Origin of the sequence: Tenuibacillus multivorans, from assembly GCF_900103915.1 — a bacterium.
Lineage (GTDB): Bacteria > Bacillota > Bacilli > Bacillales > Alkalibacillaceae > Tenuibacillus > Tenuibacillus multivorans.
Genome location: NZ_FNIG01000007.1, coordinates 71,210 through 97,581 on the forward strand (window position 1 = coordinate 71,210; position 26,372 = coordinate 97,581).

The 26,372-nt window shown below is 37.4% G+C and carries 32 protein-coding genes and 1 tRNA gene; 13 read left to right on the forward strand and 20 right to left on the reverse strand.

Going from position 1 to position 26,372, the window contains the following annotated elements:
• Positions 1 to 35 precede the first annotated feature (35 nt).
• The 10 genes from BLP77_RS11350 to BLP77_RS11390 form a co-directional block, all read right to left on the reverse strand.
• The gene (locus tag BLP77_RS11350; protein ID WP_093857256.1) at positions 36 to 1,565 is read right to left on the reverse strand and encodes a fibronectin type III domain-containing protein; all 1,530 of its coding nucleotides are present in this window, start codon (positions 1,563 to 1,565) and stop codon (positions 36 to 38) included.
• A complete protein-coding gene (locus tag BLP77_RS11355; protein ID WP_093857257.1) occupies positions 1,558 to 1,944 on the reverse strand; it encodes a hypothetical protein in 387 nt (128 codons plus the stop codon). Before BLP77_RS11355 ends, BLP77_RS11350 begins: the two co-directional genes overlap by 8 nt.
• Positions 1,922 to 2,275, reverse strand: a complete 354-nt coding sequence (locus BLP77_RS11360; protein ID WP_093857258.1) for a hypothetical protein — start codon at positions 2,273 to 2,275, stop codon at positions 1,922 to 1,924. Before BLP77_RS11360 ends, BLP77_RS11355 begins: the two co-directional genes overlap by 23 nt.
• Positions 2,275 to 2,601 (reverse strand): hypothetical protein, encoded by a 327-nt coding sequence (locus tag BLP77_RS11365; RefSeq protein ID WP_093857259.1) that lies wholly within the window; start codon positions 2,599 to 2,601, stop codon positions 2,275 to 2,277. Before BLP77_RS11365 ends, BLP77_RS11360 begins: the two co-directional genes overlap by 1 nt.
• A complete protein-coding gene (locus BLP77_RS11370; RefSeq protein WP_093857260.1) occupies positions 2,598 to 3,239 on the reverse strand; it encodes a zonular occludens toxin domain-containing protein in 642 nt (213 codons plus the stop codon). The genes BLP77_RS11365 and BLP77_RS11370 overlap by 4 nt, the downstream gene beginning before the upstream one ends.
• Positions 3,239 to 3,583 (reverse strand): hypothetical protein, encoded by a 345-nt coding sequence (locus tag BLP77_RS11375; RefSeq protein ID WP_093857261.1) that lies wholly within the window; start codon positions 3,581 to 3,583, stop codon positions 3,239 to 3,241. Before BLP77_RS11375 ends, BLP77_RS11370 begins: the two co-directional genes overlap by 1 nt.
• A 4-nt stretch (positions 3,584 to 3,587) precedes the next feature.
• Complete coding sequence (locus BLP77_RS11380) at positions 3,588 to 3,971, reverse strand: hypothetical protein (protein ID WP_093857262.1); 384 nt, start codon at positions 3,969 to 3,971, stop codon at positions 3,588 to 3,590.
• Positions 3,971 to 4,108, reverse strand: coding sequence for a hypothetical protein (locus BLP77_RS15865; RefSeq protein WP_176753051.1), 138 nt, complete (start codon positions 4,106 to 4,108; stop codon positions 3,971 to 3,973). Before BLP77_RS15865 ends, BLP77_RS11380 begins: the two co-directional genes overlap by 1 nt.
• Before the next feature lie 60 nt (positions 4,109 to 4,168).
• Complete coding sequence (locus BLP77_RS11385; RefSeq protein WP_093857263.1) at positions 4,169 to 4,444, reverse strand: DUF771 domain-containing protein; 276 nt, start codon at positions 4,442 to 4,444, stop codon at positions 4,169 to 4,171.
• A gap of 123 nt (positions 4,445 to 4,567) precedes the next feature.
• Positions 4,568 to 4,753 (reverse strand): helix-turn-helix transcriptional regulator, encoded by a 186-nt coding sequence (locus BLP77_RS11390; RefSeq protein ID WP_093857264.1) that lies wholly within the window; start codon positions 4,751 to 4,753, stop codon positions 4,568 to 4,570.
• A gap of 154 nt (positions 4,754 to 4,907) precedes the next feature.
• On the opposite strand from BLP77_RS11390, the gene BLP77_RS11395 reads away from it, so the two are divergent.
• The 7 genes from BLP77_RS11395 to BLP77_RS11420 all read left to right on the forward strand — a co-directional run bounded on the left by BLP77_RS11395 (position 4,908) and on the right by BLP77_RS11420 (position 9,641).
• Positions 4,908 to 5,216: a helix-turn-helix domain-containing protein gene (locus tag BLP77_RS11395; RefSeq protein WP_093857265.1), complete on the forward strand. Its 309-nt coding sequence runs from the start codon at positions 4,908 to 4,910 to the stop codon at positions 5,214 to 5,216.
• Positions 5,217 to 5,338: 122 nt separating this feature from the next.
• Positions 5,339 to 5,503, forward strand: a complete 165-nt coding sequence (locus BLP77_RS15870) for a hypothetical protein (RefSeq protein ID WP_176753055.1) — start codon at positions 5,339 to 5,341, stop codon at positions 5,501 to 5,503.
• A gap of 12 nt (positions 5,504 to 5,515) precedes the next feature.
• A complete protein-coding gene (locus BLP77_RS11400; protein WP_093857266.1) occupies positions 5,516 to 6,043 on the forward strand; it encodes an ABC-three component system protein in 528 nt (175 codons plus the stop codon).
• An 18-nt stretch (positions 6,044 to 6,061) separates the two neighbouring features.
• Entirely contained in the window at positions 6,062 to 6,289 is a 228-nt protein-coding gene (locus tag BLP77_RS11405) for a hypothetical protein (protein WP_093857267.1), read from the forward strand.
• Positions 6,279 to 7,943, forward strand: a complete 1,665-nt coding sequence (locus BLP77_RS11410) for a hypothetical protein (protein WP_093857268.1) — start codon at positions 6,279 to 6,281, stop codon at positions 7,941 to 7,943. Before BLP77_RS11405 ends, BLP77_RS11410 begins: the two co-directional genes overlap by 11 nt.
• Before the next feature lie 75 nt (positions 7,944 to 8,018).
• Complete coding sequence (locus BLP77_RS11415) at positions 8,019 to 8,513, forward strand: ImmA/IrrE family metallo-endopeptidase (protein WP_093857269.1); 495 nt, start codon at positions 8,019 to 8,021, stop codon at positions 8,511 to 8,513.
• Positions 8,514 to 8,540: 27 nt separating this feature from the next.
• A complete protein-coding gene (locus tag BLP77_RS11420; protein ID WP_093857270.1) occupies positions 8,541 to 9,641 on the forward strand; it encodes a tyrosine-type recombinase/integrase in 1,101 nt (366 codons plus the stop codon).
• Between the two features lie 155 nt (positions 9,642 to 9,796).
• Here the strand turns inward: BLP77_RS11420 and BLP77_RS11425 are convergent.
• Positions 9,797 to 9,868, reverse strand: a tRNA-Arg gene (locus tag BLP77_RS11425).
• Between the two features lie 231 nt (positions 9,869 to 10,099).
• Between BLP77_RS11425 and clpP the strand changes: the two genes are divergently transcribed.
• On the forward strand, positions 10,100 to 10,678 hold the full coding sequence (gene clpP, locus BLP77_RS11430; RefSeq protein ID WP_093857271.1) for an ATP-dependent Clp endopeptidase proteolytic subunit ClpP: 579 nt from the start codon (positions 10,100 to 10,102) through the stop codon (positions 10,676 to 10,678).
• 22 nt (positions 10,679 to 10,700) lie between these two features.
• On the opposite strand, the gene BLP77_RS11435 is transcribed toward clpP, so the two are convergent.
• Genes BLP77_RS11435 through BLP77_RS11445 form a run of 3 tightly spaced genes read right to left on the reverse strand, consistent with a single transcriptional unit; the run spans position 10,701 to position 12,900 of the window.
• Entirely contained in the window at positions 10,701 to 11,156 is a 456-nt protein-coding gene (locus BLP77_RS11435; RefSeq protein WP_093857272.1) for a hypothetical protein, read from the reverse strand.
• Complete coding sequence (gene panF, locus BLP77_RS11440; RefSeq protein WP_093857273.1) at positions 11,153 to 12,616, reverse strand: sodium/pantothenate symporter; 1,464 nt, start codon at positions 12,614 to 12,616, stop codon at positions 11,153 to 11,155. The genes BLP77_RS11435 and panF overlap by 4 nt, the downstream gene beginning before the upstream one ends.
• Positions 12,613 to 12,900, reverse strand: coding sequence for a YhdT family protein (locus BLP77_RS11445; RefSeq protein ID WP_093857274.1), 288 nt, complete (start codon positions 12,898 to 12,900; stop codon positions 12,613 to 12,615). Before BLP77_RS11445 ends, panF begins: the two co-directional genes overlap by 4 nt.
• Before the next feature lie 194 nt (positions 12,901 to 13,094).
• Here BLP77_RS11445 and BLP77_RS11450 point away from each other — a divergent pair, with 194 nt between their 5' ends.
• The 5 genes from BLP77_RS11450 to BLP77_RS11470 all read left to right on the forward strand — a co-directional run bounded on the left by BLP77_RS11450 (position 13,095) and on the right by BLP77_RS11470 (position 19,987).
• Entirely contained in the window at positions 13,095 to 13,961 is an 867-nt protein-coding gene (locus BLP77_RS11450; RefSeq protein WP_093857275.1) for an ATP-binding protein, read from the forward strand.
• A gap of 10 nt (positions 13,962 to 13,971) precedes the next feature.
• Positions 13,972 to 15,885: a vWA domain-containing protein gene (locus tag BLP77_RS11455; RefSeq protein ID WP_093857276.1), complete on the forward strand. Its 1,914-nt coding sequence runs from the start codon at positions 13,972 to 13,974 to the stop codon at positions 15,883 to 15,885.
• Between the two features lie 226 nt (positions 15,886 to 16,111).
• Positions 16,112 to 17,299: a CaiB/BaiF CoA transferase family protein gene (locus BLP77_RS11460; protein ID WP_093857277.1), complete on the forward strand. Its 1,188-nt coding sequence runs from the start codon at positions 16,112 to 16,114 to the stop codon at positions 17,297 to 17,299.
• A 14-nt stretch (positions 17,300 to 17,313) separates the two neighbouring features.
• Complete coding sequence (locus BLP77_RS11465; protein ID WP_093857278.1) at positions 17,314 to 18,528, forward strand: acyl-CoA dehydrogenase family protein; 1,215 nt, start codon at positions 17,314 to 17,316, stop codon at positions 18,526 to 18,528.
• 4 nt (positions 18,529 to 18,532) lie between these two features.
• A complete protein-coding gene (locus BLP77_RS11470; protein ID WP_093857279.1) occupies positions 18,533 to 19,987 on the forward strand; it encodes an NAD-dependent succinate-semialdehyde dehydrogenase in 1,455 nt (484 codons plus the stop codon).
• Between the two features lie 518 nt (positions 19,988 to 20,505).
• Here BLP77_RS11470 and BLP77_RS11475 read toward each other — a convergent pair.
• The 6 genes from BLP77_RS11475 to BLP77_RS11500 form a co-directional block, all read right to left on the reverse strand.
• Complete coding sequence (locus BLP77_RS11475) at positions 20,506 to 21,036, reverse strand: hypothetical protein (protein WP_093857280.1); 531 nt, start codon at positions 21,034 to 21,036, stop codon at positions 20,506 to 20,508.
• 44 nt (positions 21,037 to 21,080) lie between these two features.
• A complete protein-coding gene (locus BLP77_RS11480) occupies positions 21,081 to 22,421 on the reverse strand; it encodes an MATE family efflux transporter (protein ID WP_093857324.1) in 1,341 nt (446 codons plus the stop codon).
• Positions 22,422 to 22,446: 25 nt separating this feature from the next.
• Complete coding sequence (locus BLP77_RS11485) at positions 22,447 to 22,758, reverse strand: DUF3870 domain-containing protein (protein ID WP_093857281.1); 312 nt, start codon at positions 22,756 to 22,758, stop codon at positions 22,447 to 22,449.
• A 2-nt stretch (positions 22,759 to 22,760) separates the two neighbouring features.
• Positions 22,761 to 23,534, reverse strand: a complete 774-nt coding sequence (locus BLP77_RS11490; RefSeq protein WP_093857282.1) for an IclR family transcriptional regulator — start codon at positions 23,532 to 23,534, stop codon at positions 22,761 to 22,763.
• Between the two features lie 96 nt (positions 23,535 to 23,630).
• Entirely contained in the window at positions 23,631 to 24,806 is a 1,176-nt protein-coding gene (locus tag BLP77_RS11495; RefSeq protein WP_093857283.1) for a saccharopine dehydrogenase family protein, read from the reverse strand.
• A gap of 35 nt (positions 24,807 to 24,841) precedes the next feature.
• Positions 24,842 to 26,344: an aldehyde dehydrogenase family protein gene (locus tag BLP77_RS11500; RefSeq protein ID WP_093857284.1), complete on the reverse strand. Its 1,503-nt coding sequence runs from the start codon at positions 26,342 to 26,344 to the stop codon at positions 24,842 to 24,844.
• Between the last annotated feature and the right edge of the window lie 28 nt (positions 26,345 to 26,372).

A 26,372-nucleotide genomic window follows, 5' to 3' on the forward strand; every position in this document is an offset into this window, starting at 1 on the left:
TGTTGGAAACATAATATCTATTGTGTTTCCTTGTTTTATCTTTTATAACGTGCTCGATCTAACTTGAATCTATCCCATTCTGTCAGAGCATATCTTTTATTACCTTTTCTAAATGTTTGAAAAGCTTCGTTTGAATTTGTTGACTTACTTATTAATCCAATCAGTTTAGGTGTGAAAACTACCGCTAATGCTAATAATAATATCGGTGCAAATAATCCGATAAGTTCAAATATGGTACTTAATAGCCCTGTTGCGTTCATGTTGTCGGGTAGTTCTGCACTAAATACAGGTGTCGTCACTTGAACTGTAACCCCATCTGACTCTACGCCTTGATACATATTCGTTACCTTATATTCGTAATCTTGATTATCTTGTATCGTTAAATCGCTAAAGGTCGTCCCGTTTGTTTCAAATAATGGCGTATAAGTCTCGGCAGCTTGTACGACTAAAGGCGAAAACAAACCATTATAGGCGGTTGTATCAGTTCCCTCTAATGTTCGACGGTATATAATCGCTTTTCCAAAATGTTGATCGGGTTTTCCCCATGTTAAATCGGCTCTACCTTCTTCGGCTTTTACGTCTATTGATAAGTTTTTAACCTCTGGAATTTCGTTCTCTGGATCATCTGGTAAAGGATCCTCATGATCGGGTATTCCGTCCCCGTCTGAATCTATCGGAGTATTTTCTGGATCGTCTGGGTAGTCATCCTCATTGTTTGGTATTCCGTCTCCGTCCCTGTCGCTGTCCTCACTGTCTGGAATACCGTCGTTGTCAAAGTCATTCGGGTATTCGTCCTCATGATCGGGTATTCCGTCCCCGTCGCTGTCTAACGGTTCTTCTAACGTTGTAAAAGTTTCGATTAATCCTATTGATTCGTTCCCGTCTGTGTTTACCGTTGTAACCTTAATATCATAAATTGTGTTTGGTTCTAACCCTTCGACTGTATAAGATCCTGTTGTATCAGATCCATTTAATTCGCCATCAATATAAATATTTGTTTTATTATAACCGTTGTAAGTAGGCACATCATAAGTTAGATTTATATTATTTAGATTTTCTTCAATTTGTAGGTTTGTTACTTCTTCTAATTCGGGTGGCGGGACTGGTGTATAGTCGGATTCATCGTAAAAGTCAACTTCGTATAAATAGCTTTTATACAGTCTAGGGTTTTGTATCGTAATTTTAACTACATCTTCTTTAGTCGTTTCTAAAATAATAATTCCGTTTTCGTCTGGCATACGATTATCCAACTCTTCTGAAGTCCCGTCGTTATATATAAATGTTACATACCCATGAGAGTAACTAGAGTCAGATTCACTATTTAAATAAATAGCTGTAATATTAACAGGTTCGTTAAACTCTACATAATGCGAATCATCTTCATTTAAAGTAAAACTTGTATCTAAATCGTTATCATAAACAGCAGGATCTAAGTTATTTTCTTTAATTAAGCTGTCATCGTCTAACATACCATTTTCATAGTTATTGTAGGCTGCTGAATGAATAGGAATTATAATTAATAAGAATAACCCGATTAATAAAACGATAATAAATCGTTTATACATATACCGTCACCCCTTTTATTAATTTGTCGTGTATACCTTCCAAAATGGCTGTATTAATTAGATCATCTTCACCGCTTGGTTGCTCTCTCGCAACTTGTTTTAAATATCCTAATAAAAACTGCTGCAACATAAAGCCTTCTTGATTGGTTAGATTGATTTCTGTTTCTCCATCTTCCGAATCTAAACTTTTAGCAACTGACTTCAAGTTTTTAATAGCACTTTTAAAATCACTATAAAGCTGTTTTCCTTTTTCCTTGCCCTCTGTATTAATTAATGCCTGTTTAGTTGCCCCTTTCATAAATTGAGCCACTAAAAGCAGCATAGATAATTCATGTTGATTTAACGTGATTCTAATCTTATCCTTCTTTGCTATTGTCATAGACTGTAAACCTCCTAACATAATAAGGCTCTATATATTCCATTGTTTCTAAAAACAAATAAACCATTTTCTGTTCACTGATTCGATTCAAATAGTTAATCAAGAAGAACGTCAATAATCTCTGCTGGTAAACAGTTAAGTCAACTGTTGGATTTATTTTATCTCGTTTCAACTGTTTAACCAGGTCTTTATAAGCAACCTCAAACAATTTAAAATAATGCTCAATCCGACCTTCTTTAAAATAACGTTTTAAGCTAACCAGTATTCTTAGCTTAATATGCTCCATATCATCTAAAAGCCTACCTACCTCTTCACTTGTCAACAAAACCATTAACCCACTTCCAATTCTCTTAGATAATCCTCTAATTTACTTCGTTCAGATCTGGTTAGTTCGTGATCTTTCATCATAAAAAATGATTTTCGCCCGATTTTCACCCTGCGATCTACAAACCTTTGTTTTCTTTGCCAGTGCATACAGTCATATGGAATTAGTATATATCCATTTTTATGCGCTACATCTTCCGCAACGGCTAAAGCGTGATTAAAGCTGTATCGTTGCATCATCTTTGCGTATTTAACTATAGGCATGTTCGGAAAATGATAAAGCAACTGTCTTGGATCTTTTTCACGATAATCTTTAGGCAAAATACTAATCACGACAATTTCACCTTCCCTCTTGCAGCGTTATGAATATCTTCTAGCTTTTCAAAGAAGTCATCAGCTTGTCTTTGTGTGTTAGGTAACGGAAAGCCCTGCACCATATTGTGAGTATCGTATAAGTTCTGCTTATAAATCTGTTCTAGCTTCCACCGGGGAATAATTTGCGAGTGTAAAAACTTCCCATTAGCCCCAAATTGCTTAGATTGATAGTCAAAGAAGTTTAGCACGATACCTCTATTCCCTCGTTTACTCACACTGACTAAAACCTCGACAACCTGCCTAATTCGTGAATCAATATTATTTATAGATGGACTACAGTAAATTTGAATAGATTTCATTTTACGTACGTACATGAGCAGTTGCGTTGCGTAAACAGACTTCGATTTTAAGGCTTGTCTACTATCAAAAGCCATTTGTGCTTCATCCCAGCAACAAATTGACCCTTGCGCCTTTGCTACGTCATACCAATCTTGATAATTCAGCATGTTACTCGAATCCTTTAAATCATAGTTGCTAAAAAGGGCAATATCACCACCAGCTTGTCTTACCTTATACCGCCAATGGTGAGCCAACGTACTCATCATTAAAGTTTTACCTGCCCCTAATCCACCTTCAATAAAGATATGGTAAGCCATTACTTCTTACCCCCTTGCTTTTCAGCCATCACAATAGGCTTCGGTGGTTTTGGTATTAAAGCTTCAATCGTTTCAATATAATAACCCGGATTCGCAACAAGCTTTTTACCATCCATAATGAACTCAATTAGCTTTTCATATGGATTCCCTTCACCATGCAAATATTCGTTATTGCCCATTTCACGTAAAAATAAAATAGCTCTTATCTGTTCAGGTCTTAGGTCTTGTGCTTTCTTTTCCATGCTTTCTAAAACTTGTTTAACATCACTAACGTGTTGTACTTCTGGAAACAAGTTATCACTTATCACCTGTTGTAGCTTATCAGCGTTTTCTACTTGGCTCATTCAATCACCCCTGACAACTTGATAGTCCTAGCATTAAGACTGCAAACATAGTTATACCGATCATAGCAATCTTACTAATATCAATCCCTGATTCTTCTTGATAACGATAATTCGCAATTTCACGAATCACTGTATTACGTTCAAGATCAGCTAAACGTTTGGTTTCTTTTACAGACTGACTAGGCGCACGATAGAAAAAAATTCTTCCTTCATTCCCTGTGGTTAGTTCACAATCTTGGTATGGCACTTTATAACGTCCATTTACAATGACTGCATCTTCAGTGATTTCTGTAATACGTTGAATATCACTTGTTTTTTGATCGTCATCAAAAATAACTAAAATATCATCTGTTTCATCAAAGAATTTATCATCTTTTTTCTTAAACATTAGACAACCGCCTTTCTACCTCTTTTGGATTTCTTATTCTGGCGTTGATAGACCTTCCAACCTATTAAAACAACTGTTCCTACTCCTAGAGCTGTCCCTAGCCCTACAACATACATATAGAAAAAAGCATCTACCACCATTTAACACCTGCCTTTATTGCGTAATATGTTCGTATAGCTAACCTAAATAAAAGCAAACTACCAATCAAAACAACCGACATAAACAATGACTGAATCTTTCGGGTAATAAACAAAACCTCCATTCTCAACATCAAGTATTTTTCTAAAACGTTCTGGGTATAAAATGTTTTCTTTTATCCACTCATGCTTACGATTAATCCGCTGTTCTAAATCCTTCATGTTCCAGTAAACACCTGCTAATTCATTTTTACGTAGCTCTTCCAGTTCCACCTTTGAAATAAGTACACGATCAGATGGAATGGGAATGTTTAAATTAACATTCAGTTGTTGCATAAATACCAACACCCTTCCTTAAAATTCGACATATTTTTGGCAAAAAATAGTTTACAATTATCGGATAAAAAGTATTTTAAAAGTGATTTGTCAACATGCGGACACAATTTGTTTCTGTTTGAGTCAAAAAAAAAGTTCATCTATCGAAGAGTTATAAAAATCAGCAATATTTTTCGCTAAATTAAGAGATGGATTTCTTTCTCCTCTTTCAATTGCACCTAAAAATTGAGGAGTAATCCCTAAAATTTGAGCTACTTCAGGTCTTTTCAATCTCATGTTTTGTCTTGAGATTATTAATTTTTTTCTCATTTTATTTGAACTCCTTTCAGAAACGTTTTGTTTCTATACGTGCAATTATAAAGAAACTATGTGTGTCTAGTCAAGAGTTTTTCAGAAACTTTTTGTTTCTTTTATAGAAATAGAAACTCAATGTTTCTATAATATAGGTAAAGGTGGCGTTATTATGTTCGCAAATATGCTAATAAAATTAAGAAAACAAAAGAAATTAAGTCAATATCAGTTAGCTGAAAAACTTGGATTTTCAAGAGGTAAAATATCTAACTATGAACAAGGGCAAAGAGAACCAGACTTTGAAACATTAAAAGTATTGGCTGACTTTTTTAATGTTTCAACCGATTATTTACTTACCGGAGAAGAAAAAGTAGATAATCTATATTTCTTTGACCTTGAAGGACTTTCTGAAGAAGAAATCGAGGACATAAAAGAACATATCGAATATATGAAATGGAAAAAGCAAAGAAAAAATAATTAAACAAGTATAACTTTCTCCGATAATATAAATAAAAGAATTGAAAAAGCGTCTACAAATTAAAAACCTACATGATTCGAGGCATAACTAAGGTTAGTATGCCTTTTTTTATTGGAGGTAATTTTATGGAAAATTTGTCATATGTTTTAAGTATTATTTCTTCTATCCTATCAATTGTTGCAATATTTTGGGTTAAAAATCTATCAAAAACAATAAGAAAAGAAAATCGAAAAATTAAAAATAAGGGTAATAATAATTTTAATAATTCGGGCGACCATAACAAATTTTAAAAGGAGGATACCATGGGTATCAAAAATCAGGGTGATGACAACTTTAATAACTCAGGTAACAACAATGATTTCAGAAAATATGAAAAACATTATCATAATCAACCTAGATCATTAAATAGGTCATATTTATTTGACTTCTGTATTGAGTTTTCAAAAAAAGATCTATCTCCGGAAAATGAATATGATATATCAATTACTTCAAACATTGAAGATAAAATGGATTTTAATGATTTAGACTTATTTAAGGATTTCTTTATCGGTTGTTCACACTACATAGAGGATGTTGAAACTATTTTAGAAGATATTCCAAATAGAGAATTATTAATAAAAAATATTAATTCTATTTATAAAAACACTAAAAAGTTTAAACAATGGGATGACAAGGATCATTTATGCCATTTAGTATTTGAATCATTATACGAAAAACTTTCAACGAACGTACGTTCTTATGATATGATTGAGGAAGAGGCAGTTGAAGCCATTTACGCAATAATGTATTATGCATTCACAAAGTGCAAAATATTAGACCCAATTATTTAGTTAAAAGTAGGTGATTTTATGCTTATAGACAAGGATACGAATCCTAACGATACTATTTTATATCTATCAGCAGTTCTCTTAGATCATTTTAGAGAAGTGAAGACTATTAAAATAAATAATTTGGATGATTTTCTTAATGATGTATTGCCAAAGCAACCTTCTTTTAAACTGCAACTATCCGTTAATTTTTTATATTTAATAGACAAGATTGAAATAAAGGAAGGTGTATTATCATATGTACCTTAATTCTTTAAAAATAGCTGAAAGTTCACCTTCAGATAGAGTTATTAGAGATGTAAATTTAAAAAATGGTTTAAATATTATTGTAGATGAATCAAATAATGATAGAGGAAATAATGTAGGCAAAACTACATTCCTTAAGCTTATTGATATTTGTCTAGGAGCTAGAGATAAAAAATATATTTGGACAGATTATGATACTAATAGTGAAACAAGAAATTTAAAAAAATATATACATGAAAACAAAGTCTATTCAGAATTAACCATTGAAAAAAATAATATAACTTATAGTTTAAAAGTTGAACTTTTTAATAAAGGCAGAAGATATATTAACGGTGAGGGATTTAGTCGAGATGATTATTATGAAGAATTAAATAAAATTTTGTTTAACATTGAAAGTCCTCCGACGTTTAGGCAGTTGATTAATAAATTCGTTAGAATTAAGCAAAACGATAATTCAAATAATGCAACTCTAAAATATCTTCACTCCAATACAAATAATGATCAATATCGTAATATTTATGAATTTTTATTTAAGTTAGACGATATAGAAAATAGTACATATAGATTAGAACTTAATGAAGATATTAATCAACTAACTAATTCTATTAATAAACTATTTGATTTACATCAATTTAATAATATAGAAGATCTAAAAGAAAGAATTAAAATAGCAGAAAAAAGAGCACAAGAATTGCAGTCAAGCATTGATGTTTTAATAGACAAAGAAAAGTTTAAACATTCATTGGAAGAAGTTACTAAAATCAAACATGAATTGAATATTATAAGTGATTCGTTAAATGATGCTTATTTTAGAAAAACTAAAACAGAGAGAATCCTTGATAAAGAAAGTGACAACAACCTTGAAATTAACGAAGATATACTTTACAACTTCTATAATGAAGTTACAAAAAAAATTGACAACATCTCTAAAGAATTTGAAGAGTTGATTGATTTTAATAAAAAAATAAAGAGGAATAAAATTGAATATTATCAAAATAGACTCTCTGATATACAAAAAGATATAGATGAAATGGAGTACCGAAGAGAATTAATAATTAATCAAAACAAGGATGCAATAACTCTGATTAATGAGGAAAACTTTAGTGAGTACGAAAAAAAATATAATTCACTACTAGCAGAAAACCAGTTATTAGGTGAATTATACAAAGTAATTAATATTTATAATGAAAAAATAGAACAATTAACAAAAAAAGAAAAAGAGTTGCTTGAATTGGAAAACAATCAAACTAAGACAGATAACATTACTACTTTTAACAACTTCTTTTCAAAATATACAGAATTAGCCTTAGGACAAAGACTTTATATTTATCCTAATAATAGTGGTTTTCCTGTAGGGATATCTAATTTTGATGATGGTTTCGGTTCAGGGTACAAAAAAACAATCACACTGCTTTTAGATATTGCTTATGTTTCATTTTTAAATAAACTAGATCTAGACTACCCAAGATTTATTGTTCATGACGAGTTAGAAACTATAGATGAATTTAATTTTGATAAGGTAGTAGAAACAATTAATCAAAATGGAACACAATTTATTTTTGGTATTCTGAATGAAAAAATTGAAGGTTACTCTTTTATAGATGAAAATGACATAATCCTTAGACTTTCTAGTGATAATAAGTTGTTTAGAGTTTAAGCCCAAAATAGGGCTTATTTTTTTTGTTGAACAAAAGAACATTTGTTCGTATAATATTCCTAGAGGTGATACTATATGACTACTAAAACATACAAGCCAACTAGCTTAGAATCATGGGTAAGTCGCTTTTATAGATTGAATGGACTATTAATTCCTGAGGATCTACAACCAAAAGAAATCGCTGAACGTATAGGAATTATGTACATAGAAGAACCTAGAGCTTCTTATTCAGTTGAACAAGACAATTTTAAATTAATTAACGTTAATGAGAATCTAAACGACTATGAAAAGAGAGAACACTTCTATCATGAATTGTGTCATATCCTACGCCATTATGGTAATCAAATGATGATGCCTAAAGCATTTAGAGAGTTACAGGAATGGGACGCAAGACACTTCACGTTATACGCTTCTATTCCATTTCATATGCTGCACAACTATAAATTCAAAGATGAAAAAATTTCAGAGAATCTAGCAATAGATTTTAATGTACCACATCATATTGCTAAGGAACGAGTATCAAGAATTCTAAGAAATGCTATTATCAAAAAGAATAAAACTGTGATTTAATAGTTTATGAGAAGGGAGGGATAATACATGGCGAGTTTTTTAAAGCGAGGAAAGACATGGCAATATTCGATTAGTCGCATGGTCGGTGGGAAGTATAAACCGATTAGAAAAGGAGGTTTTAAAACTAAAAAGGAAGCACAAGTAGCAGCTGCTGAAGTTGAAGCTAATATGAGAAAAGGAGTTATACCTAATCTAAAGCCTGTAAGCTTTTCTGAATACCTAGAACAGTTTATAAATGTTTATAAGATTGATATTGATGAAAATACATTAAAACGTTATAAAAACACGCTTAATACTGTTTATAGTTATTTTGGACATATACCTATCCAAGATATTAAAAAAAGCGACTATCAAGAATTTTTAAACGATTACGGTAAAACACACGCTAAAGAATCGACTAGAAAACTAAATATTCATATTCGAGCATGTGTAAGAGAAGCCATTGATGAAGGGATTATTTTTAAAGATTTTACACGAGATGCCAAACTAAAAGGAAAAGATTCTAAAAGACCAGAAGAAAAACATCTCAATTATTTTGAATACAAATTATTATTAAAAGAAGTCTATAAACGCTTAGATCAAGGTATGACTTACTATATCATCTTATTAGCTTTAACTACTGGTATGCGATACAGTGAGCTTGTCGGATTAACGAGAAGAGATATTAACTTTAAAAATAATACTATTAAGATCAATAAGACTTGGGATTATAAAGGCGGAAACAAATTTAAAGACACTAAAAACCACGAAACACGCGTAATTAAAGTAAATAACAAAACAATGAGGGTATTTGAGCAATTATTTGAAAAGGTACCCGATAACATTCATCAGCTTGTATTCTATAGTCCGCAATCAAAATATAAAGTCTACACGAGTGCAAGTTTGAACAAAGTACTAAGAAACTTACTAAAAGTCTTAAACATTGAACAAACAATAACTATGCATGGACTAAGACACACACATGCAAGTGTATTACTTTATTTAAGATGTTCGATTTATTATGTATCTGAAAGACTAGGTCATAAAGATACACAAACTACCCATATTTATTATGCACACGTTATTAAAGAATTAAGGGCAGAAGATGAACAAAAAGCTACCAAAACTATAGATCAAATGGTTGGTTAATGTGTTTAAAATGTGTTTAAAAATTTCATTTTATAACTTATTAAATCGAATTCTTACTAAAAACAATTGAAAATCGAAAGTAACTCAAACGCTGATATATCAACGTTTTTGAGCTTATAATATATTTTCTTCCATGACTAAAAGTAACTAAAGAACGCCCTCGGAGGGAATCGAACCCCCATCGTGAGAACCGGAATCTCATGTGTTATCCGTTACACCACGAGGGCATGTCTCATCAACAAAACGCATTTGTAATTATACGTCTAGATTCGATATAATTCAAGCATACTTTTCTCGACTTCCTAATACAATGTGTTACGTTTAAAGTGTGCATGGTTTGGGTAAGTTGATTTTAGTCGGTACATAAGAATGTCAGTTATTTCGTTTGACCTTTTTTGACCAAAGGAGTAAGATATTAAGTGAAGAAACAATTTGAACTTGTAAAGGAGGAAGTTAGAATGAATTTAATTCCTACAGTTATTGAACAGACAAACCGCGGTGAACGTGCTTACGATATTTATTCCCGCTTACTGAAGGACCGCATTGTGATGCTTGGAGGTCCAGTTGACGACAATGTGTCAAACTCCATTGTCGCGCAAATGTTATTCCTAGCAGCCGAAGATCCTGATAAAGATATTTCGTTATACATTAACTCACCTGGTGGATCCATCACAGCTGGTATGGCCATCTACGATACGATGCAATTCATCAAGCCAGACGTTTCAACGATCTGTGTAGGTATGGCTGCATCAATGGGGGCTTTCCTACTAGCAGCTGGTGAACCTGGTAAACGTTACGGTTTACCAAACAGTGAAGTCATGATTCACCAACCATTAGGTGGTACTCAAGGTCAAGCAACTGATATCCAAATCCACGCTAAACGAATAGTTGAAATGCGTGAGAAAATCAACCAAATTCTTTCTGAACGCACAGGTCAGCCATATGAAGTGATTGAGCGCGATACAGACCGTGACTTCTTCATGTCAGCTGAAAGAGCTAAAAAATATGGCTTAATTGATTACGTGATGCAGAAATAAACCTATTGGAAACACCCGCGAGCTAATCGCGGGTGTTATTTATGTCTAAAAATAATTTTAAACTTTCAAAATATCGATCTGTTTTAATGTAGTATTCACCTTGTTCCTCGTTTTCAAAATTAAGGATTCTCACTAATCCATGGTTATCAAAGCTTAGTTCGAGCGCACGTTTGTTATCTTTCCATAACGTGACATCAATTCCTTCATCGGCATACTGATCACTGACAAATTCATCAAAAGTATGGGATTTCCTTAACTCAAGTGTCGACAGAAATGATACGAAATCTTCAACCGTTTGTTCGTCCGTAATCTCCTTCCTTTCAACAACACTTGCCCCTACCGTAATTGAAGTTATTTCTTCAGGTTTCTCATCATCAAAAGCTAATGCTTGGAACGTTGTATTCGACATCGTGACATATAATAAATTTCCGACCATAACGATGACAATTAAGATTAATAATATTTTTCCATATTTCATCGTGCTTCCCCTGTACCCACTGAAAAGTCTACCTTGTTACGCGTGAACAGACTGACTAAAACAAAAGCGATTAAGGATAAAAATACAGGAAGTGTCACCGTATGCACGCCCAATAATTCACCATATGCTTCATTGTAAAAGTGAATCCCAATATAAGATCCGATCCCAACAACCATCGAAGCAATGGCACCGTATTTGTTGCCGGACTTCCAATATAAACCGAGTACAACTGGCCAAATAAATGCCGCTTCAAGTCCACCAAAGGCAAATAAGTTTAAGAAAATAATAAACTCTGGTGGTTCAATGGCCATTAAAAAGACGATAATCCCAATGACGGCTGTCATACCATAGCTGACATATTTAATGTTTTTCCGGGTCGCTTCGGGTTTAATATAGTTAACGTAAACATCTTTAACGACAGACGAGCTAACAAGTAACAACAAAGAATCGACCGTCGACATAATCGCCGCTAATGGGGCTGCCAGTACGATTCCTGCTAGCCATCCGGGTAAAACATCTAAGGCAACGAGTGGGATAACCTGATCCGCAACCTCTATCCCTGGTAATACCGGTCGAGCAAAGACACCGATTAAATGCATGTTAAGCATGATAAAACCGACAACAACGGTTCCGATAATTAATGCCCGGTGCATCGAACGTGAGTCACGATAAGACATCGCACGCACAGCAACCTGAGGCAAACCGATCACCCCAACACCAACGAGGATCCAGAATGACGAAACATATAGTGGTGACAGACTCCCATCGTTTCCATACGGTGTGACAAGGTTTGGATTTTCAGTAGTTAAATCTTGAAAAATTTGACCAAGTCCTCCGCCCGCAATCACAACTCCGATTAAAAGCAGTAACGTTCCAAATAACATGACGATCCCTTGCAGCGTGTCTGTTACTGAAACGGCACGGAAACCACCGATAATGACGTAGATTAATACGGCAACCGCAAAGATGAATAGAGCTCCCTTATAACTCAGTCCAGTAATCGATTGAATTAAATATGCTCCACCAATCCATTGTGCCGCCATCGCTGAAAATAAAAAGATAATAATGCTAAATGCGGCTAAGAGCACGACTGTTGAGCTATTATAACGCCCTTTTAAATAATCAGTTAACGTCACCGCTTTATATTTGAGTGTAACGATAGCAAATTTTTTACCTAAGATAAGTAAAACGAAATAGCCTGTTGCTACCTGTGTCATAGCTAAAAGCACCCAGCCTAATCCAATGGAATAAGCGGCACCCGGTCCACCTAAAAAGCTAGAGGCACTTCCATAGGTCGCGACCATCGTCATCGCCAACACAAGCCCACCGAGTTCGCGACTTCCTAAAAAGTAATCACTCAAAAATGATTTCGATTTATTTAATTTTCGGTTCGACCAAATCCCAATAAAAAAGATGATGATCAAAAATAATAGTAAAGGTATAAGTACATCCCAGTTCATCGTTGCTCCTCCCCTCCATCATCATCAAGAGGAACATCCGTTAATAAATACTTTACGACGAAAATGACGAGTCCGACCATGACAAAAAAACCAACAATACAGCTCCAAAAAAACCATGCTGGAAATCCAAGAATATATGTATACTCATCGGGAGGTTTATTTCCTAGTTCATATGCAAAACCATACCACCATAGAAAGTTAATAATCGCTAAAACAACACCGATAATCGCTTCGTTATGCGCAATCCGAAAGCGTTTATCTTCTGGCTTATTGGACTTCCCCATAATCTCACTCCTCTCCCTAAATTTTCAGACGATTATATTATACCATGCAAGGCTAATCTTTGAAGTCTGAGATTTAATGTCATAGTCTAATATGTAGTACAATTTAGATTGATAACTTAAATTAAAGACGGAAGTCACACCCCAACGGTCGAACATAAAACATAAAGACCGAACCAGATCGAAAGGAGCCCAATATGGACCTATCACAACAGTTGAAGGACATAATCGAACAACATAAACATACAGAAGCGACTGATTTTGACTACCTCATCGGTGAAGGTGGCTACATTCCGAGCAATAAGGAAATTTTGACCGATATTATCGCAGCTTTAGTGCAAGGTAAAAACGTACTACTTAAAGGACCGACTGGATCGGGTAAAACAAAATTGGCTGAGACATTGTCATCCCTTTTTAATCAGCCATTGTTTAGCGTTAATTGCTCGGTTGATTTAGATGCCGAGAGCTTCGTCGGTTTTAAAACAATTGATTATCAAGAAGGAAAACAAATCATCGACTTTGTGCCTGGTCCTCTCGTTCAAGCGATGACACACGGCCATTTTCTATATATTGATGAAATTAATATGGCAAAGCCCGAGACACTTCCAATCATTAACGGTGTACTCGATTATCGTCGTCAGATTACGAACCCACTGACGAATGAAGTCATCAAGGCCAAAGAAGGTTTTAATGTGATAGCGGCGATTAATGAAGGTTATATCGGTACAACACGGTTAAACGAAGCACTTAAAAACCGCTTCATTATCATTGATGTTCCGTATCTACAAGGTGAGCAGTTGAAAACATTAATTCAAGAAAACACGGAACTTAAAGATGACCAATTGATGAGTCAATTTGTTCAGCTATCCAATGATTTAATTGAGGCCTCGCAACAAGGAAAAGTTTCAGAAGACGCTGCGAGTATTCGAGCACTTCTCGATGCCTGCGATTTAAGTAGCATGATACCGCCTAAACGAGCTATTCTACGTTCAATTATTGATAAATTAGAGGATGACCGTGAAAAAGAAGTCGTTCGGAATCTAGCAGATACGCTATTCGAGTGAGGGGTCGGCGATGATTAAATTTAATAATGAAATCATTAATGCAAAGCTTTTTGCGGAATTGCAGGACATGGCGTCTGTTTTATCGAAAATCCCAGACCTTGAATTCGACTATCAATTCGGGCATTACATCCACGTCAACGACCGAAAGCTTTCTGCGAGCCGTTTTTGGGACCATTATGAACCAAATGTACGTTTAGTGGGTTACAAAACGGATGTCCTGCTCCGTGCACTCGGTACCATCAATCACACATCACTACATGAATGGCAGCGAATTTACGAGTTTGTCGAGGAAACGCCTCTACCTCATTTTATGACGCAGCTTTTTACATTATTAGAGGATTTGCGTTTAGAGGAAATTATTCGAAAGTCGCGTCGAGGTACGATTTCATGGTTTCAGTCACGCACTGAAACGTATACCCGATATTTCGAAACCCAGCTCGAAACAAATGTCATTCGGAATTTTCCATTAGATGAATTGTTTTGCATGATCTATTTGACACTGACATCTACCTCCCCGTTTCTTCATTATAAACGGGCTAATGAGAAGCAGTTAACGACATTAGATAGCATCAAACCAATCTTATTTGAAGCATTCGAGGCTCAATCAACGAAAGAAATTGTGAACCTTTGTATCCGCATTGAAAATATGATAAATGAGGATTACCAAGATGCGATTAACCGCTATTTTGTGTTTCCAATCAAACATGCGGAAAATTTTCAAAACGACCTCTTATTCGATGAACTAACTCGAACAGACCCACTAGCAAATGATGATGCTGAAGATGTCGAGGATCAAGATGAGGTCATGGATGAAAAGTTTTCTACCTGGAACCGCGAAAATGAAAACAGTGATCGCAGTCAAAGCTTCTTAAGATACGAACTCGAACAGGGAACCAAAACGAATATCCTTGGCGATGGTGCGCGCGAAACAGAAGATGGCGACCAAGCGATGGCGAGTGTCCAAGGTTTTTCAGCTGAAAGTCAAGAAAATGACTACTCCGATTTAGAAAATTTAGATGAACAAAAACAACAACGCGACGGCCAAACCGGTAAATATGGAAAGGAAAACCTGCGAGCGACAAAGCAAGATATGGAGATCCCCGCTCCTACTCTAGAAGATCAGCAAGTATACAAAGATTTTGTAAATGCGATTCAGTCCGAAAAATTGAAACTCAAACGAACGATTGATCAAGCGCTAGAACATAAACAAAATGCCGCTCGAGACCATTTACTAACTGGACGCTTATCGAAAAAGCAACTCCTGCCTTTAGTCATGGACGATGAGCCACGGGTTTTTTACAAAAAGGACCACGAATCCAAGGAAATAGATGCGGTATTCACACTCCTGATTGACTGCTCGGCGTCTATGGTCAATAAAATGGATGAAACGAAAAAAGCTGCTGTTCTATTCCACGAAGTTTTAAAGGAATTGAAGATCCCGCATAACGTTATTGGTTTTTGGGAGGATGGTTTTGAGGCCGATGAAGAGGAACAGCCGAACTATTTCCATCGCGTTATCTCTTTTGACCAATCACTAGATCCCAAAAGTGGGCCGACGATTATGCAGCTGGAATCACAAGAGGATAATCGTGATGGATTCAGCATTCGTGTAGCGGCTGAAGAATTGATGCAGCATCAAGCTGAACATCAGATTTTGCTCGTTTTATCTGACGGCGAACCATCGGCATATAATTACAGTGAAAACGGGATTATCGATACGCACGATGCGGTTTTATATACTCGAAAAAGAGGGATTGACGTGATTGGTGTCTTTTTAACAGAAAACCAAATTGATGAACAAGAAGCCAATATGATGCAAAATATCTATGGTCGTGAGCATTTACTTGTTCAAGGGCTTGAGGAGCTTCCAGATTCCCTGTCATTTTTATTAAGAAAAATTTTATTTACAAAATTTTTAGAATAATCTATAATAGTAATTAAACAGAGCAAACTTACTGACAATAGGTAAGTTAATCCCTCTGAGCTTTTTAACCATTATATGAACTGTTCCATCTGGTACCGACCATTGCCCGGTTCGGTTGAACGGATGCGAAGCCAGTTTTTATTCATACATTTTCGTATGGGTGAAAACTGGCTTTTTTTATTAAAAAAGCACATGGAGCAAAAACAACTGAAAGGAGTGATTCAAACTGTCTGGAGCATTAAATGGTATTCGTGTTCTCGATTTATCACGTGTGTTAGCTGGCCCTTATTGTACGATGATTCTCGCGGATCTTGGTGCGGAAGTGATTAAAGTCGAAGCACCAGGTGGCAGTGATGATACGCGTAAATGGGGTCCTCCCTTTCAAGAAGGGGTGAGTGCCTATTATTTATGTGCCAATCGCAATAAAAAAAGTTTAACGGTCAATCTCAAATCTGCTGAAGGACAAGAGATTATTAAAAAGCTCGTTAAACAAAGCGATGTCATAATCCATAATTTTAAAACGGGCACGATGAACCGTCTTGGGTTAGATTTTGAAACCTTAAAGCAAATTAATCCTGGTATCGTCTACTGTTCGATTACCGGGTTTGGTGAAACGGGTCCTTATCAACGATATCCAGGCTATGACTTTATTATTCAGGCGATGAGTGGTCTGATGAGCATTACCGGGGATGAACAATCTGGGCCGCAGAAAGTTGGCGTGGCCATTACAGATATTCTAACAGGTCTCTACGCTAGTATCGGAATCCAGGCGGCATTACTGGAACGAACACATTCCGGTGAAGGTCAAAAGCTCGATTTATCGTTATACGATTCAGCCGTGAGCTCATTAGTCAACATTGCGAGTAACTACCTCATGTCCGGCCAAATCCCAAAAAGACTCGGCAATCACCATGCTAATATTGTGCCTTATCAAACCTTTCAAACCAATGACGGTGAGATGGTGATCGCAGTAGGCAATGACCAGCAGTTTGCAAAACTTTGTCAATTGATTGGTGACCCTAATCTAGCTGAAGACGCTAGATTCAAGACAAATCCTGATCGCGTTAAGCATCGTGAATTATTAACGGATCTGTTGCAAGAAAAATTTTCACAAGAATCAACCGCTCACTGGACCAAGCAATGCCGGGAACATAATATCCCATGTGGTCCAATTCAAAACCTACAAGACTTAGAGAATGACCCTCAGCTCAATGAACGCGACATGTTTGTTGAAACTGAGCACCCAACTGCGGGAGATCTTAAACTTGTTGGTAGTCCGTTAAATCTATCACGAACGCCTGTCCAGTATGAAAAGCACCCACCAGATGCGGGTGAACACACCGATGAAATTTTACAAGCATTAGGTTATGACAACGAAACATTAAACCAATTTCGAAAAAATAGATTAATATAGGGAGGAATTTACTAATGAATTTCGAATTTACTGATGAACAGGAAATGTTAAGACAGACGCTTCGGCAATTCGTTGATAACGAAATTATGCCTTACATTGCGAAATGGGATCAAGAGGGCTCATTTGATCCAAAGATCTGGAAGCAACTAGCTGACCTCGGCCTAATGGGCGTTTGCATTCCCGAAGAATATGGCGGAAGTGGAATGGATTACAACGCCCTAGCAATTGTTTGCGAGGAACTTGAGCGTGGTGATACGACATTCCGCACAGCTGTATCAGTCCACACTGGGTTGAACAGCCTTACTCTTTTGCAGTGGGGAAATGAAGAACAAAAGCAAAAATACCTCACCCCACAAGCCAAGGGTGAAAAAATTGGCGCCTACGGTTTAACTGAACCAGGTGCAGGATCTGATGTTGCATCGCTTCAGACAACAGCAGTCAAAGACGGCGACCATTACATTTTAAACGGTCAAAAAACGTGGATTTCATTATGCGATAAAGCGGATCACTTTTTAGTTTTCGCTTACACAGATAAGTCGAAAAAACATAAAGGAATATCTGCGTTTATCGTTGAACGCACAATGCCTGGCTTTTCTTCTAAAGCGATTAAAGGAAAATTAGGAATCCGCGCTGGTAATACCGGTGAGATCTTTTTTGAAGACATGAAGGTACCAAAAGAAAACCTTCTTGGCGAAGAAGGTGAAGGCTTTAAGATTGCGATGTCAGCCTTAGACAACGGACGTTTCACCGTCGCGGCTGGAGCCTGTGGATTAATTGAAGCCTGTCTAGAAGCGAGCGTTAACTACTGTCATGAGCGCCAAACATTTGGTAAAGAAATCGGAAAGCATCAGCTCGTCCAACAAATGCTGGCCAAAATGGAAGCTGGTCTTCAAATGAGCCGCTTACTCGTTTACCGTGCTGGGGAGATGAAAAATCAAGGTAAACGAAACACTCGTGAAACTTCACTTGCCAAATGGCAGGCGTGTGATTTTGCCAACAAAGCGGCTGATGATGCTGTCCAAATCCATGGGGCTTACGGCTATTCCAGCGAATACCCTGTTGAACGCTACCTACGAAACTCAAAAGCACCGGTCATTTATGAAGGGACACGTGAGATCCATACAATTATGCAAGCCGAGTACGTCTTAGGTTATCGTCAAGACAAACCATTAAATAAAATGCTACCAGCTTGGCCTTATGAAGGCGATGAAATCATACAAAGGGGATGATGAAATGGTACAAGTGGAAACGAAAATTTCAAGCCTGTTTATTAACGGTGAATGGCATGATGCCGATTCCGGTCAAACCGATGCGGTGACGAATCCGGCCACACTACAAACCATTACCGAGGTGGCTTATGGAGGTGAATTTGAAGCAAAACGCGCGATTGATGCTGCGAAAACAGCTTTTACAGAGTGGTCTGAGATGAGTCCGCGAAAGCGCTCACGCATCATGTATAAGGCTCATCAACTAATGCTCGATGATGTCGATCGCTTAGCAGAGATTTTAACAACCGAACAAGGAAAGCCCCTAAAAGAAGCCAAGGGTGAAATTAAAGGCGCTGCAAACTTCCTATTATGGTATGCCGAAGAAGCGAACCGCATTTATGGTGAATGGATCCCATCATCGCAAAGGCGTAAACGGATTCTAGTCGTTCCTCAGCCCGTCGGCGTTGTCGGTGCGATTACACCATGGAATTTTCCTTCTTCTATGATTACAAGAAAAATCGGCCCAGCATTAGCAGCCGGTTGTACCGTCTTATTAAAGCCTGCTCCAGAAACACCACTTTCTGCGATTGAAATCGTGAAAATTTTCGAGAAGGCTGGTTTACCTGAAGGGGTACTTAACCTTGTCACCGGTGATGCGAAGGCTATTGGAGAAGCGATGTTATCCAGTCGTGATGTGAGATTGATCACGTTTACCGGATCGACTGAAGTCGGTAAATATCTTATGCGAGAAAGCGCCGACCACGTGAAAAAACTATCACTTGAACTCGGTGGCCACGCACCGATTATCGTCTTTGAAGATGCCGATTTAGATGTAGCTGCTAAGCTCACTTTAGGCAGTAAATACCGCAACGCTGGTCAGACGTGTATTTGCGCAAATCGTGTTTATGTACATGAATCCGTTCGAGAGAAGTTTTCACAAAAACTAATTGAGCACGTTGAAGCACTTAAAGTTGGGGATGGAAGCGATCCAAGCACTGACATCGGGCCATTAATCAATGAGCAAGCACTTGAGAAAGTCGAGAATCACTTAAATGATGCCGTAAGCCAAGGTGCTGAGGTTGTTTATGGTTGTTCAAAATGGAATGGCGAGTTAGATGGGCATTTCTATTCACCTACAGTTGTAACGAATGTGACAGATGATATGGCCGTGATGAATGAGGAAACGTTTGGGCCGCTTCTTCCGCTACAAACATTTACCGATGAAGATGAAGCCATCGCCCAAGCTAATAACACAGACTATGGTTTAGCGGCCTATATCTTTAGTGAAAACCTTGACCGCTCCTTACGTGTGATGGAAAGACTCGAATATGGAATCGTCGGTGTCAACGACGTCTTCCCTGCCACTGCCGAAGCACCATTTGGTGGAATTAAGCAATCCGGTATTGGAAAAGAAGGCGGTCACCACGGCATTGACGAGTTTGTCGAACAAAAATACGTTTCAATTGGGATGCATAAGTAGAAGCTCTCGTGTCAATCGTTAAGGGGTTCAGTTTAGAGATGAAATCAAAATCGGATTTAAAATCACAAAGCAATTCTCAATTGAGATCACAGTAAAATCGCATATGAAGAGGCACTTGGATTAATTTCCAAGTGCCTTTAGTATTCTAAGACCCCTCTTCCACTAACGCCCCCGTTACTTTAAGTACATCTATTAAAAAACTTCTATCAATATGATTGAATATCGGCTGATATAATAATTAAAATCAATTTCTTTTTCTTCATAATTACTCCCCAAGAACTCTTATAGTTGTAAAACAATACTAACATAATATTCTAATAATTTCGCTGTGATTTTCAGGAGAATTTGAAGTGGGGCATCCAAGGAATACCTAACCTATGCCACTAGCACCAACATCGGTTATTTCCCCATCTTTATATTGATAATCTTGATGCAGTAGCTCGTGATTTTTGCCATAGCTATTTATCTTCTTTAAGACCTCTCTTAATATACAAATTATGCGAAGTATCTAGAAAACGCTAAACTCTAAACACTTTTATTGTATTCAATTCCCTATAACCAATAATCCCTAATAATAGATTAAATATAACGAAAAAGTAATTGATGATATTTGTGAAAATGGCTAATGGTAATAACCCAATGGTACAAACAAATATAAACATTAAATATGAGTTTCTTAAAGCTCTAAACTCTGAAGTTCCATTATTTATAATATAAGTATTAATCAGTAACATAAGGAAGAATAGGCACCAGTAAATAACAGAAGCAAACGTCAGATTAACAATGAAATCTGCTATTAACTTTTCATATGAGGTGAAATCTATTATCAATATCAAATAAATTCCTATAACCGCTATTAATAAAACTAATATTTTTAATTTAAGTTTTTGTTTAAATGTGCCTCTCGATAATGGAATCAATTTCGTGATTAATTCACTATCTAAAGTATGATGTTTTTTCACAAGGTAGATTGAAGCTTTAGCCCACAGAACAGATAACAATAAAATTAATGCACCTATAAGTGGATATGAATTAAAATATTCTATCATTCAATCTCTCCCATATAAAAATTAAGATCTTGTTATCTATATTTTTATGTATTAAATAAAGCCTTCCCCCGCCATTTCCCAAACCTAAAATACCCATAAGCTACTAAACTACTGATGATAAAACTGCTTCCCATTCCTATGGAAATCCCTATATCACCAAACATTTTCGAGAATAATGCTGAGAGTGGATATCGTAATATCCAAAACGAAATAATATTCAAAACGAGCACTTGGTACATTGCGCCTGATGCGCGGACGATTCCATTTAAGATAAAATTAATCCCTAAGAATGGATAGCAAAGGGCGATGACTTGTAAATATCTTGTTCCAAAAAGAATAGATTCTTCTTCATGTATAAATAAAGAAACCCCATACTTTGCCAGGGCGATGACAGCCAAACCAATGGTAACCATGATGGTAAAATTGTATAAAACGGCTGTTTTCGCAATTTTACTGACCCGTTTCATATTTCCGATTCCGATATTTTGCCCAGCCATACTGTTGACAGCCGTTCCTAAAGCCATAGCAGGCAACATAATCAAACTGCCTAAGCGCTGAGCCGCACTAAATCCTGATACCACTTCCGGACCGAATGAAGTGACGACTGTCATGATAGCTGCAGAACCTGCCGAAATCATCATCGTCTGTAATCCTGAAGGAATCCCTAAATTCAAAATCAGTCCTACTTCTTTCCTGTTTGGTATAAAAGGAATGGAAAACGGTGCTGAATTTCGTCTTAAAACGAAAATGAGTCCGAGTAAAAACGCGATCCCTTGGGAAAGAATCGTTGCATAGGCAGCGCCTGATATTCCAAAATTCAGCACGTAAATAAAAAATGGGTCCAAAAAGACATTCAGAATCACAGCTACAGCCACAATTTTGAACGGTGTTTTACTGTCACCTAAGGCACGTAATACGGTGCTGATAAAGTTGTATCCGAATAAAAATAAAATTCCTAAAAAGTTAATTTGTAAATATAATGTTGCATCATGCATCATTTCGGAAGGGGTTCCTAATAATCTCAACAACCCTTCCGAAAATAGAAAGCCGAATAACCCTAATAGACTCGCTAAAACGGTCAAAATAACTACAAATGCATTTAAGTACCGTCTTAGCCCTTCTTCATCATCTCTTCCTTTTTGTTGTGATAATATGGTGAGTTGCGCATTGCTAATCCCGATCACAAACGATAGTAACGTAAAAATAATGGTACTGGAAATCGCAACTGACCCTAAAGCATCATCCCCCAATAAATTACTAACCCATAAACTATCAATAAATTGATAGGACGTTTGTAGAAGGTTAGCTAAAATTAACGGCCCTGAAAACACTATTAATTGCTTTAATATATTTCCTTTCGTAAAGTCATGTTGTGCTTTCCCCATCATATAACAACCTTTCCAATCAACTCTACCCTATATCCTCCTGCTTATACTGACGGTACAAATCTTTAAGAGCAGAGGCAAGTGCGTTACCGGCCTTCCCTAAGTAATGTTCTTTAATCTGACGAACCGGTTCGTCGACTCCGTCCTTCAAGCTATATCCTCTTAAAATATGACTGATAAACCGACGACCATGCTCCGTGACTAATGTACAATTTGCCTCCAGAATAACGCCGTATTTCCCGTCAATTTCTGCTGTAATCGTAAGACTTTCATACATGTTCTGTGCGGCCATTCCAGTTGGAAGCTTCGCATGACCGGCTATAAAGTATGTATTCATTGTTAATGTACTCCTTTCTTTGCTGTTGAATATCCTAGTCTTTTTGATATTTCATTAGCAGCTATTTTCGTTTCCTTGTTAATAAAAGTTAAGTTGTCACCCTCAAAACGACTTGATAGACCACTTACAGTTAAAGCTGCTAGGACTTGTCCTTGATAATCTAAAATCGGAAAAGATATACCGGTTGTATCTAGATCCTGTTCACTAATGCTTAAAGCGTAGCCCTTCTGTCTAATCATAACAAGTTCATCCCACAATGTCGCTTTATCAATCGGCTTTTCTTCCGTCATGGAATACATATCATGTTTTTCTAAAACCTCAAGCCGTTCCTCTTCAGGCATATAAGCCAATAACAGTTTCGGTCCAGAACCAATAAATAGTGGCACGCTTTGTCCGACTTTTGTAAAAAGCCTTAAGGCACGCTGGCTATCAACCTTCTCAATATAGGTTGCCTGATGGCCATCGACGACGACTAAGTGAACTGCTTCGTTAATCGTATAAGCGAGCCCTTCCATAAGTGGCCTTGCCATCTGCCTTAAGTCAAGTTGATCGGATACGAGTTGCCCTAAACCGAGTAATTTGAGTCCTAGACGATAACGGGGATCCTGCTCATCCGTTTTCATTAAAAACCCTCTCATCTCTAAAGCCTGTAATAACCGGTAGGCAGTTGGCTTAGGAAGCCTGGATAGTTCCGATATTTCCTTTAACGTGAGCTCTGGATGCTGTTCATCAAATAAATCCAGTAATTGAAGTGCTTTTAAGACACTTTGATTCATTGAAATTACTCCTTACGTCACATTAACATTATAGCAAATGTGACAAAGATTTATATGTAGAAGAAAATCCCTCTTAGACTAGAGGGATTTTTAATATTACGTCGTTTTGGCTACTAATGATTCTTCGCTCTTATTTTCTTGAATGTTAACATCTCGTTTTGCCATTTCCGCAATATAAGCTTTGCCAGGAACAATTTGCTCTGGTGGATAAACACCACGCTTCGTAATGGTTCCATTGCCGATCATTTGTGCCACGACTGAGATTGTATTGGCAGTTGCGCGTGCCATCGCCGTAACTTGATGCTCACGATCTTTAAACGTTGCCATTTGATATTGATATTCAACCGGTGCACCGGACTCTTTTCCACCAACGACAACACGTAAAAGAACGGCATCATCCCGGTCCTTCAATTCGACGATTGGCTCTAGCACTTTTAAGAAAACATCTCTCGGTCTAACGCGCATGCCGTTAACATCCACTTCATAATCATTACGCGTTAAATTTAAGTCTACGAGTAGCCTAAATTTCTCTGCATGCCCGCGGTAACGGATCGTTTTATACTCCAGTGTCTGAATATCTGAATAAGTATGCGGTAGCGTTGACGTTCCACCTGATGTATGGAAAGCTTCTAAAGGCCCGAACTTCTCAAAATGTAATGTTTCGATCTCAGATAAAGCCGGGACTTCAGTCTTTTCACCATGACGGATAATTAGCGCTGGATCCGTATAGTGGTCGAACAACCCTTCTATCGAGAAAACATGGTTGTATTCCAGTGGTGGCTCAGGCTGGACCGGAATACCGCCAACGAAAATTCGGATCGAATCAAGCTCATCGACTTTACTTGAACCGAAGCCCGATAGAATGTTGATCATGCCTGGGGCCACACCTAAATCAGGAATAATCGTCACCCCTGCCGACTGAGCTTCGTCCTTTAAATCTAGCACTTTATCGGTAATATGGCCGATGTGACCACCTAAATCGACGGCGTGCACTCCGACTTCAATCGCCGTTTTGGCGACAATTTCATTAAAGCTATAAAACAACGCATTAATGACCACGTCATATTGCTTGATAAAATGACCAAGTTCCGACTTGTTACCGGCATCCACTTTAAAAGCTTCAATTTTTGGTGAGTTTAATTGATCACAGACTTGATTAGCCCTTCCTAAATCGATATCCGCTAACCCAACTTCGTAAACACCTTCACTTTTAACTAAGTCTCGTGCCGCTTCCTTTCCCATTAATCCAGATCCTAAAACAGCTACTTTCATGTATCAAACTCTCCCTTCCTGATTAGCAATCTATTTTATTCAACATCGATTTGAGCACGTTGTAATTTTCCACTAAAGTCGACGTAAACCGCTTTCCACTCCGTGAACACATCAAGTGCTGCCTGACCAGAATCGCGGTGGCCATTTCCAGTTCCTTTTGTTCCGCCAAACGGTAAATGAATCTCCGCACCAGTCGTTCCCGCATTAACGTAGACTATACCAGTATCTAAATCACGCTGCGCTTTGAACACCTTGTTCACGTCCTGTGTAAAAACCGAGCTAGATAAGCCATAAGCGACGTTGTTATTCACTTCGATCGCTTCATCTAGGCTAGAAACTGGGATAATCGACAACACTGGTCCAAAAATTTCCTCCTGAGCAACACGCATATCTGGTGTCACATTCGTAAATACAGTCGGCGCAAAATAAAATCCTTTGCCAAACTTTTCATCCTTTAGCGAATAGCCACCAGCCAGTAACTTAGCGCCTTCCTCTTGACCAACCTGCATATACTTTTCAATTTTACGTAGGCCTGCTTCGTTTATAATCGGTCCCATTTGATTAGTTTCATCTAAACCATCACCAATTGTGATGTTCTCCATCTCGGCTAGCAATCGTTCTTCTAATCGTTCTTTAATATCCTCGTGCACAATGACACGGCTACACGCCGTACAACGCTGCCCACTCGTTCCAAATGCGCTCCAAACAATCCCTTGAACGGCGAGGTCTAAATCGGCATCATCCATGACGATCACCGCGTTTTTCCCGCCCATTTCAAGCGAAACTTTCTTCAGCATTTGCCCGCATTTACTTGCGATTGAGCGGCCGACATCATTGGATCCAGTAAACGAAATCACACGGATGTCACGATGCTCAACCATCGCATCACCAACCTCGGAACCTGATCCGAACACCACATTGACGACACCTTTTGGTAGGCCTGCCTCTTCAAAAATCTTCGCCATTTCATAGGCCATCATCGGCGTTTCGGTTGCAGGCTTCCAAATCACCGCATTTCCAGCCACAATCGCCGGGAATGACTTCCATGTCGCAATCGCAATCGGGAAGTTCCACGGCGTAATAATGCCGACAACTCCAACTGGAACACGCTGACTCATCGCATATTTGTCCTTTAACTCAGCTGGTGTTGTATGACCGAATAGTCGTCTACCTTCCCCAGCCATATAAAAGGCCATATCAATCCCTTCTTGTACTTCACCGCGTGCTTCTTCAAGCACTTTGCCGTTTTCCATCGTTAAAATTTGTGACAAATGCTCTTTACGCTCTTTCATTAAATAGCCAACTTGGAATAAAATTTCAGCACGCTGCGGCGCGGGAACTAGGGCCCATTCCTTTTGAGCTTTCTTCGCCGCTTCAACTGCGCGATCGACGTCCTCCTTTGTCGATAATGGAACATCGAGGATTTTGTCCCCGTTAGCTGGGTTCATCACAGGTGCATATTCTTGACGGGTTACAGATACCCATTCTCCGTTAATAAAATTGGACAACTTTTCTTCTGTGACTAACACGTTTGACATTTTGATTCCCCTCCATTTATAAATTTGA

Coding starts and splice junctions, on each gene's coding strand:
- BLP77_RS11350 (WP_093857256.1), bottom strand. CDS start 1,565: ATGTATAAACGATTTATTATCGTTTTATTAATCGGGTTATTCTTATTA.
- BLP77_RS11355 (WP_093857257.1), bottom strand. CDS start 1,944: ATGACAATAGCAAAGAAGGATAAGATTAGAATCACGTTAAATCAACAT.
- BLP77_RS11360 (WP_093857258.1), bottom strand. CDS start 2,275: ATGGTTTTGTTGACAAGTGAAGAGGTAGGTAGGCTTTTAGATGATATG.
- BLP77_RS11370 (WP_093857260.1), bottom strand. CDS start 3,239: ATGGCTTACCATATCTTTATTGAAGGTGGATTAGGGGCAGGTAAAACT.
- BLP77_RS11375 (WP_093857261.1), bottom strand. CDS start 3,583: ATGAGCCAAGTAGAAAACGCTGATAAGCTACAACAGGTGATAAGTGAT.
- BLP77_RS11380 (WP_093857262.1), bottom strand. CDS start 3,971: ATGTTTAAGAAAAAAGATGATAAATTCTTTGATGAAACAGATGATATT.
- BLP77_RS11385 (WP_093857263.1), bottom strand. CDS start 4,444: ATGCAACAACTGAATGTTAATTTAAACATTCCCATTCCATCTGATCGT.
- BLP77_RS11390 (WP_093857264.1), bottom strand. CDS start 4,753: ATGAGAAAAAAATTAATAATCTCAAGACAAAACATGAGATTGAAAAGA.
- BLP77_RS11395 (WP_093857265.1), top strand. CDS start 4,908: ATGTTCGCAAATATGCTAATAAAATTAAGAAAACAAAAGAAATTAAGT.
- BLP77_RS15870 (WP_176753055.1), top strand. CDS start 5,339: ATGGAAAATTTGTCATATGTTTTAAGTATTATTTCTTCTATCCTATCA.
- BLP77_RS11400 (WP_093857266.1), top strand. CDS start 5,516: ATGGGTATCAAAAATCAGGGTGATGACAACTTTAATAACTCAGGTAAC.
- BLP77_RS11405 (WP_093857267.1), top strand. CDS start 6,062: ATGCTTATAGACAAGGATACGAATCCTAACGATACTATTTTATATCTA.
- BLP77_RS11410 (WP_093857268.1), top strand. CDS start 6,279: ATGTACCTTAATTCTTTAAAAATAGCTGAAAGTTCACCTTCAGATAGA.
- BLP77_RS11415 (WP_093857269.1), top strand. CDS start 8,019: ATGACTACTAAAACATACAAGCCAACTAGCTTAGAATCATGGGTAAGT.
- BLP77_RS11420 (WP_093857270.1), top strand. CDS start 8,541: ATGGCGAGTTTTTTAAAGCGAGGAAAGACATGGCAATATTCGATTAGT.
- clpP (WP_093857271.1), top strand. CDS start 10,100: ATGAATTTAATTCCTACAGTTATTGAACAGACAAACCGCGGTGAACGT.
- BLP77_RS11435 (WP_093857272.1), bottom strand. CDS start 11,156: ATGAAATATGGAAAAATATTATTAATCTTAATTGTCATCGTTATGGTC.
- panF (WP_093857273.1), bottom strand. CDS start 12,616: ATGAACTGGGATGTACTTATACCTTTACTATTATTTTTGATCATCATC.
- BLP77_RS11445 (WP_093857274.1), bottom strand. CDS start 12,900: ATGGGGAAGTCCAATAAGCCAGAAGATAAACGCTTTCGGATTGCGCAT.
- BLP77_RS11450 (WP_093857275.1), top strand. CDS start 13,095: ATGGACCTATCACAACAGTTGAAGGACATAATCGAACAACATAAACAT.
- BLP77_RS11455 (WP_093857276.1), top strand. CDS start 13,972: ATGATTAAATTTAATAATGAAATCATTAATGCAAAGCTTTTTGCGGAA.
- BLP77_RS11465 (WP_093857278.1), top strand. CDS start 17,314: ATGAATTTCGAATTTACTGATGAACAGGAAATGTTAAGACAGACGCTT.
- BLP77_RS11470 (WP_093857279.1), top strand. CDS start 18,533: ATGGTACAAGTGGAAACGAAAATTTCAAGCCTGTTTATTAACGGTGAA.
- BLP77_RS11475 (WP_093857280.1), bottom strand. CDS start 21,036: ATGATAGAATATTTTAATTCATATCCACTTATAGGTGCATTAATTTTA.
- BLP77_RS11480 (WP_093857324.1), bottom strand. CDS start 22,421: ATGGGGAAAGCACAACATGACTTTACGAAAGGAAATATATTAAAGCAA.
- BLP77_RS11485 (WP_093857281.1), bottom strand. CDS start 22,758: ATGAATACATACTTTATAGCCGGTCATGCGAAGCTTCCAACTGGAATG.
- BLP77_RS11490 (WP_093857282.1), bottom strand. CDS start 23,534: ATGAATCAAAGTGTCTTAAAAGCACTTCAATTACTGGATTTATTTGAT.
- BLP77_RS11495 (WP_093857283.1), bottom strand. CDS start 24,806: ATGAAAGTAGCTGTTTTAGGATCTGGATTAATGGGAAAGGAAGCGGCA.
- BLP77_RS11500 (WP_093857284.1), bottom strand. CDS start 26,344: ATGTCAAACGTGTTAGTCACAGAAGAAAAGTTGTCCAATTTTATTAAC.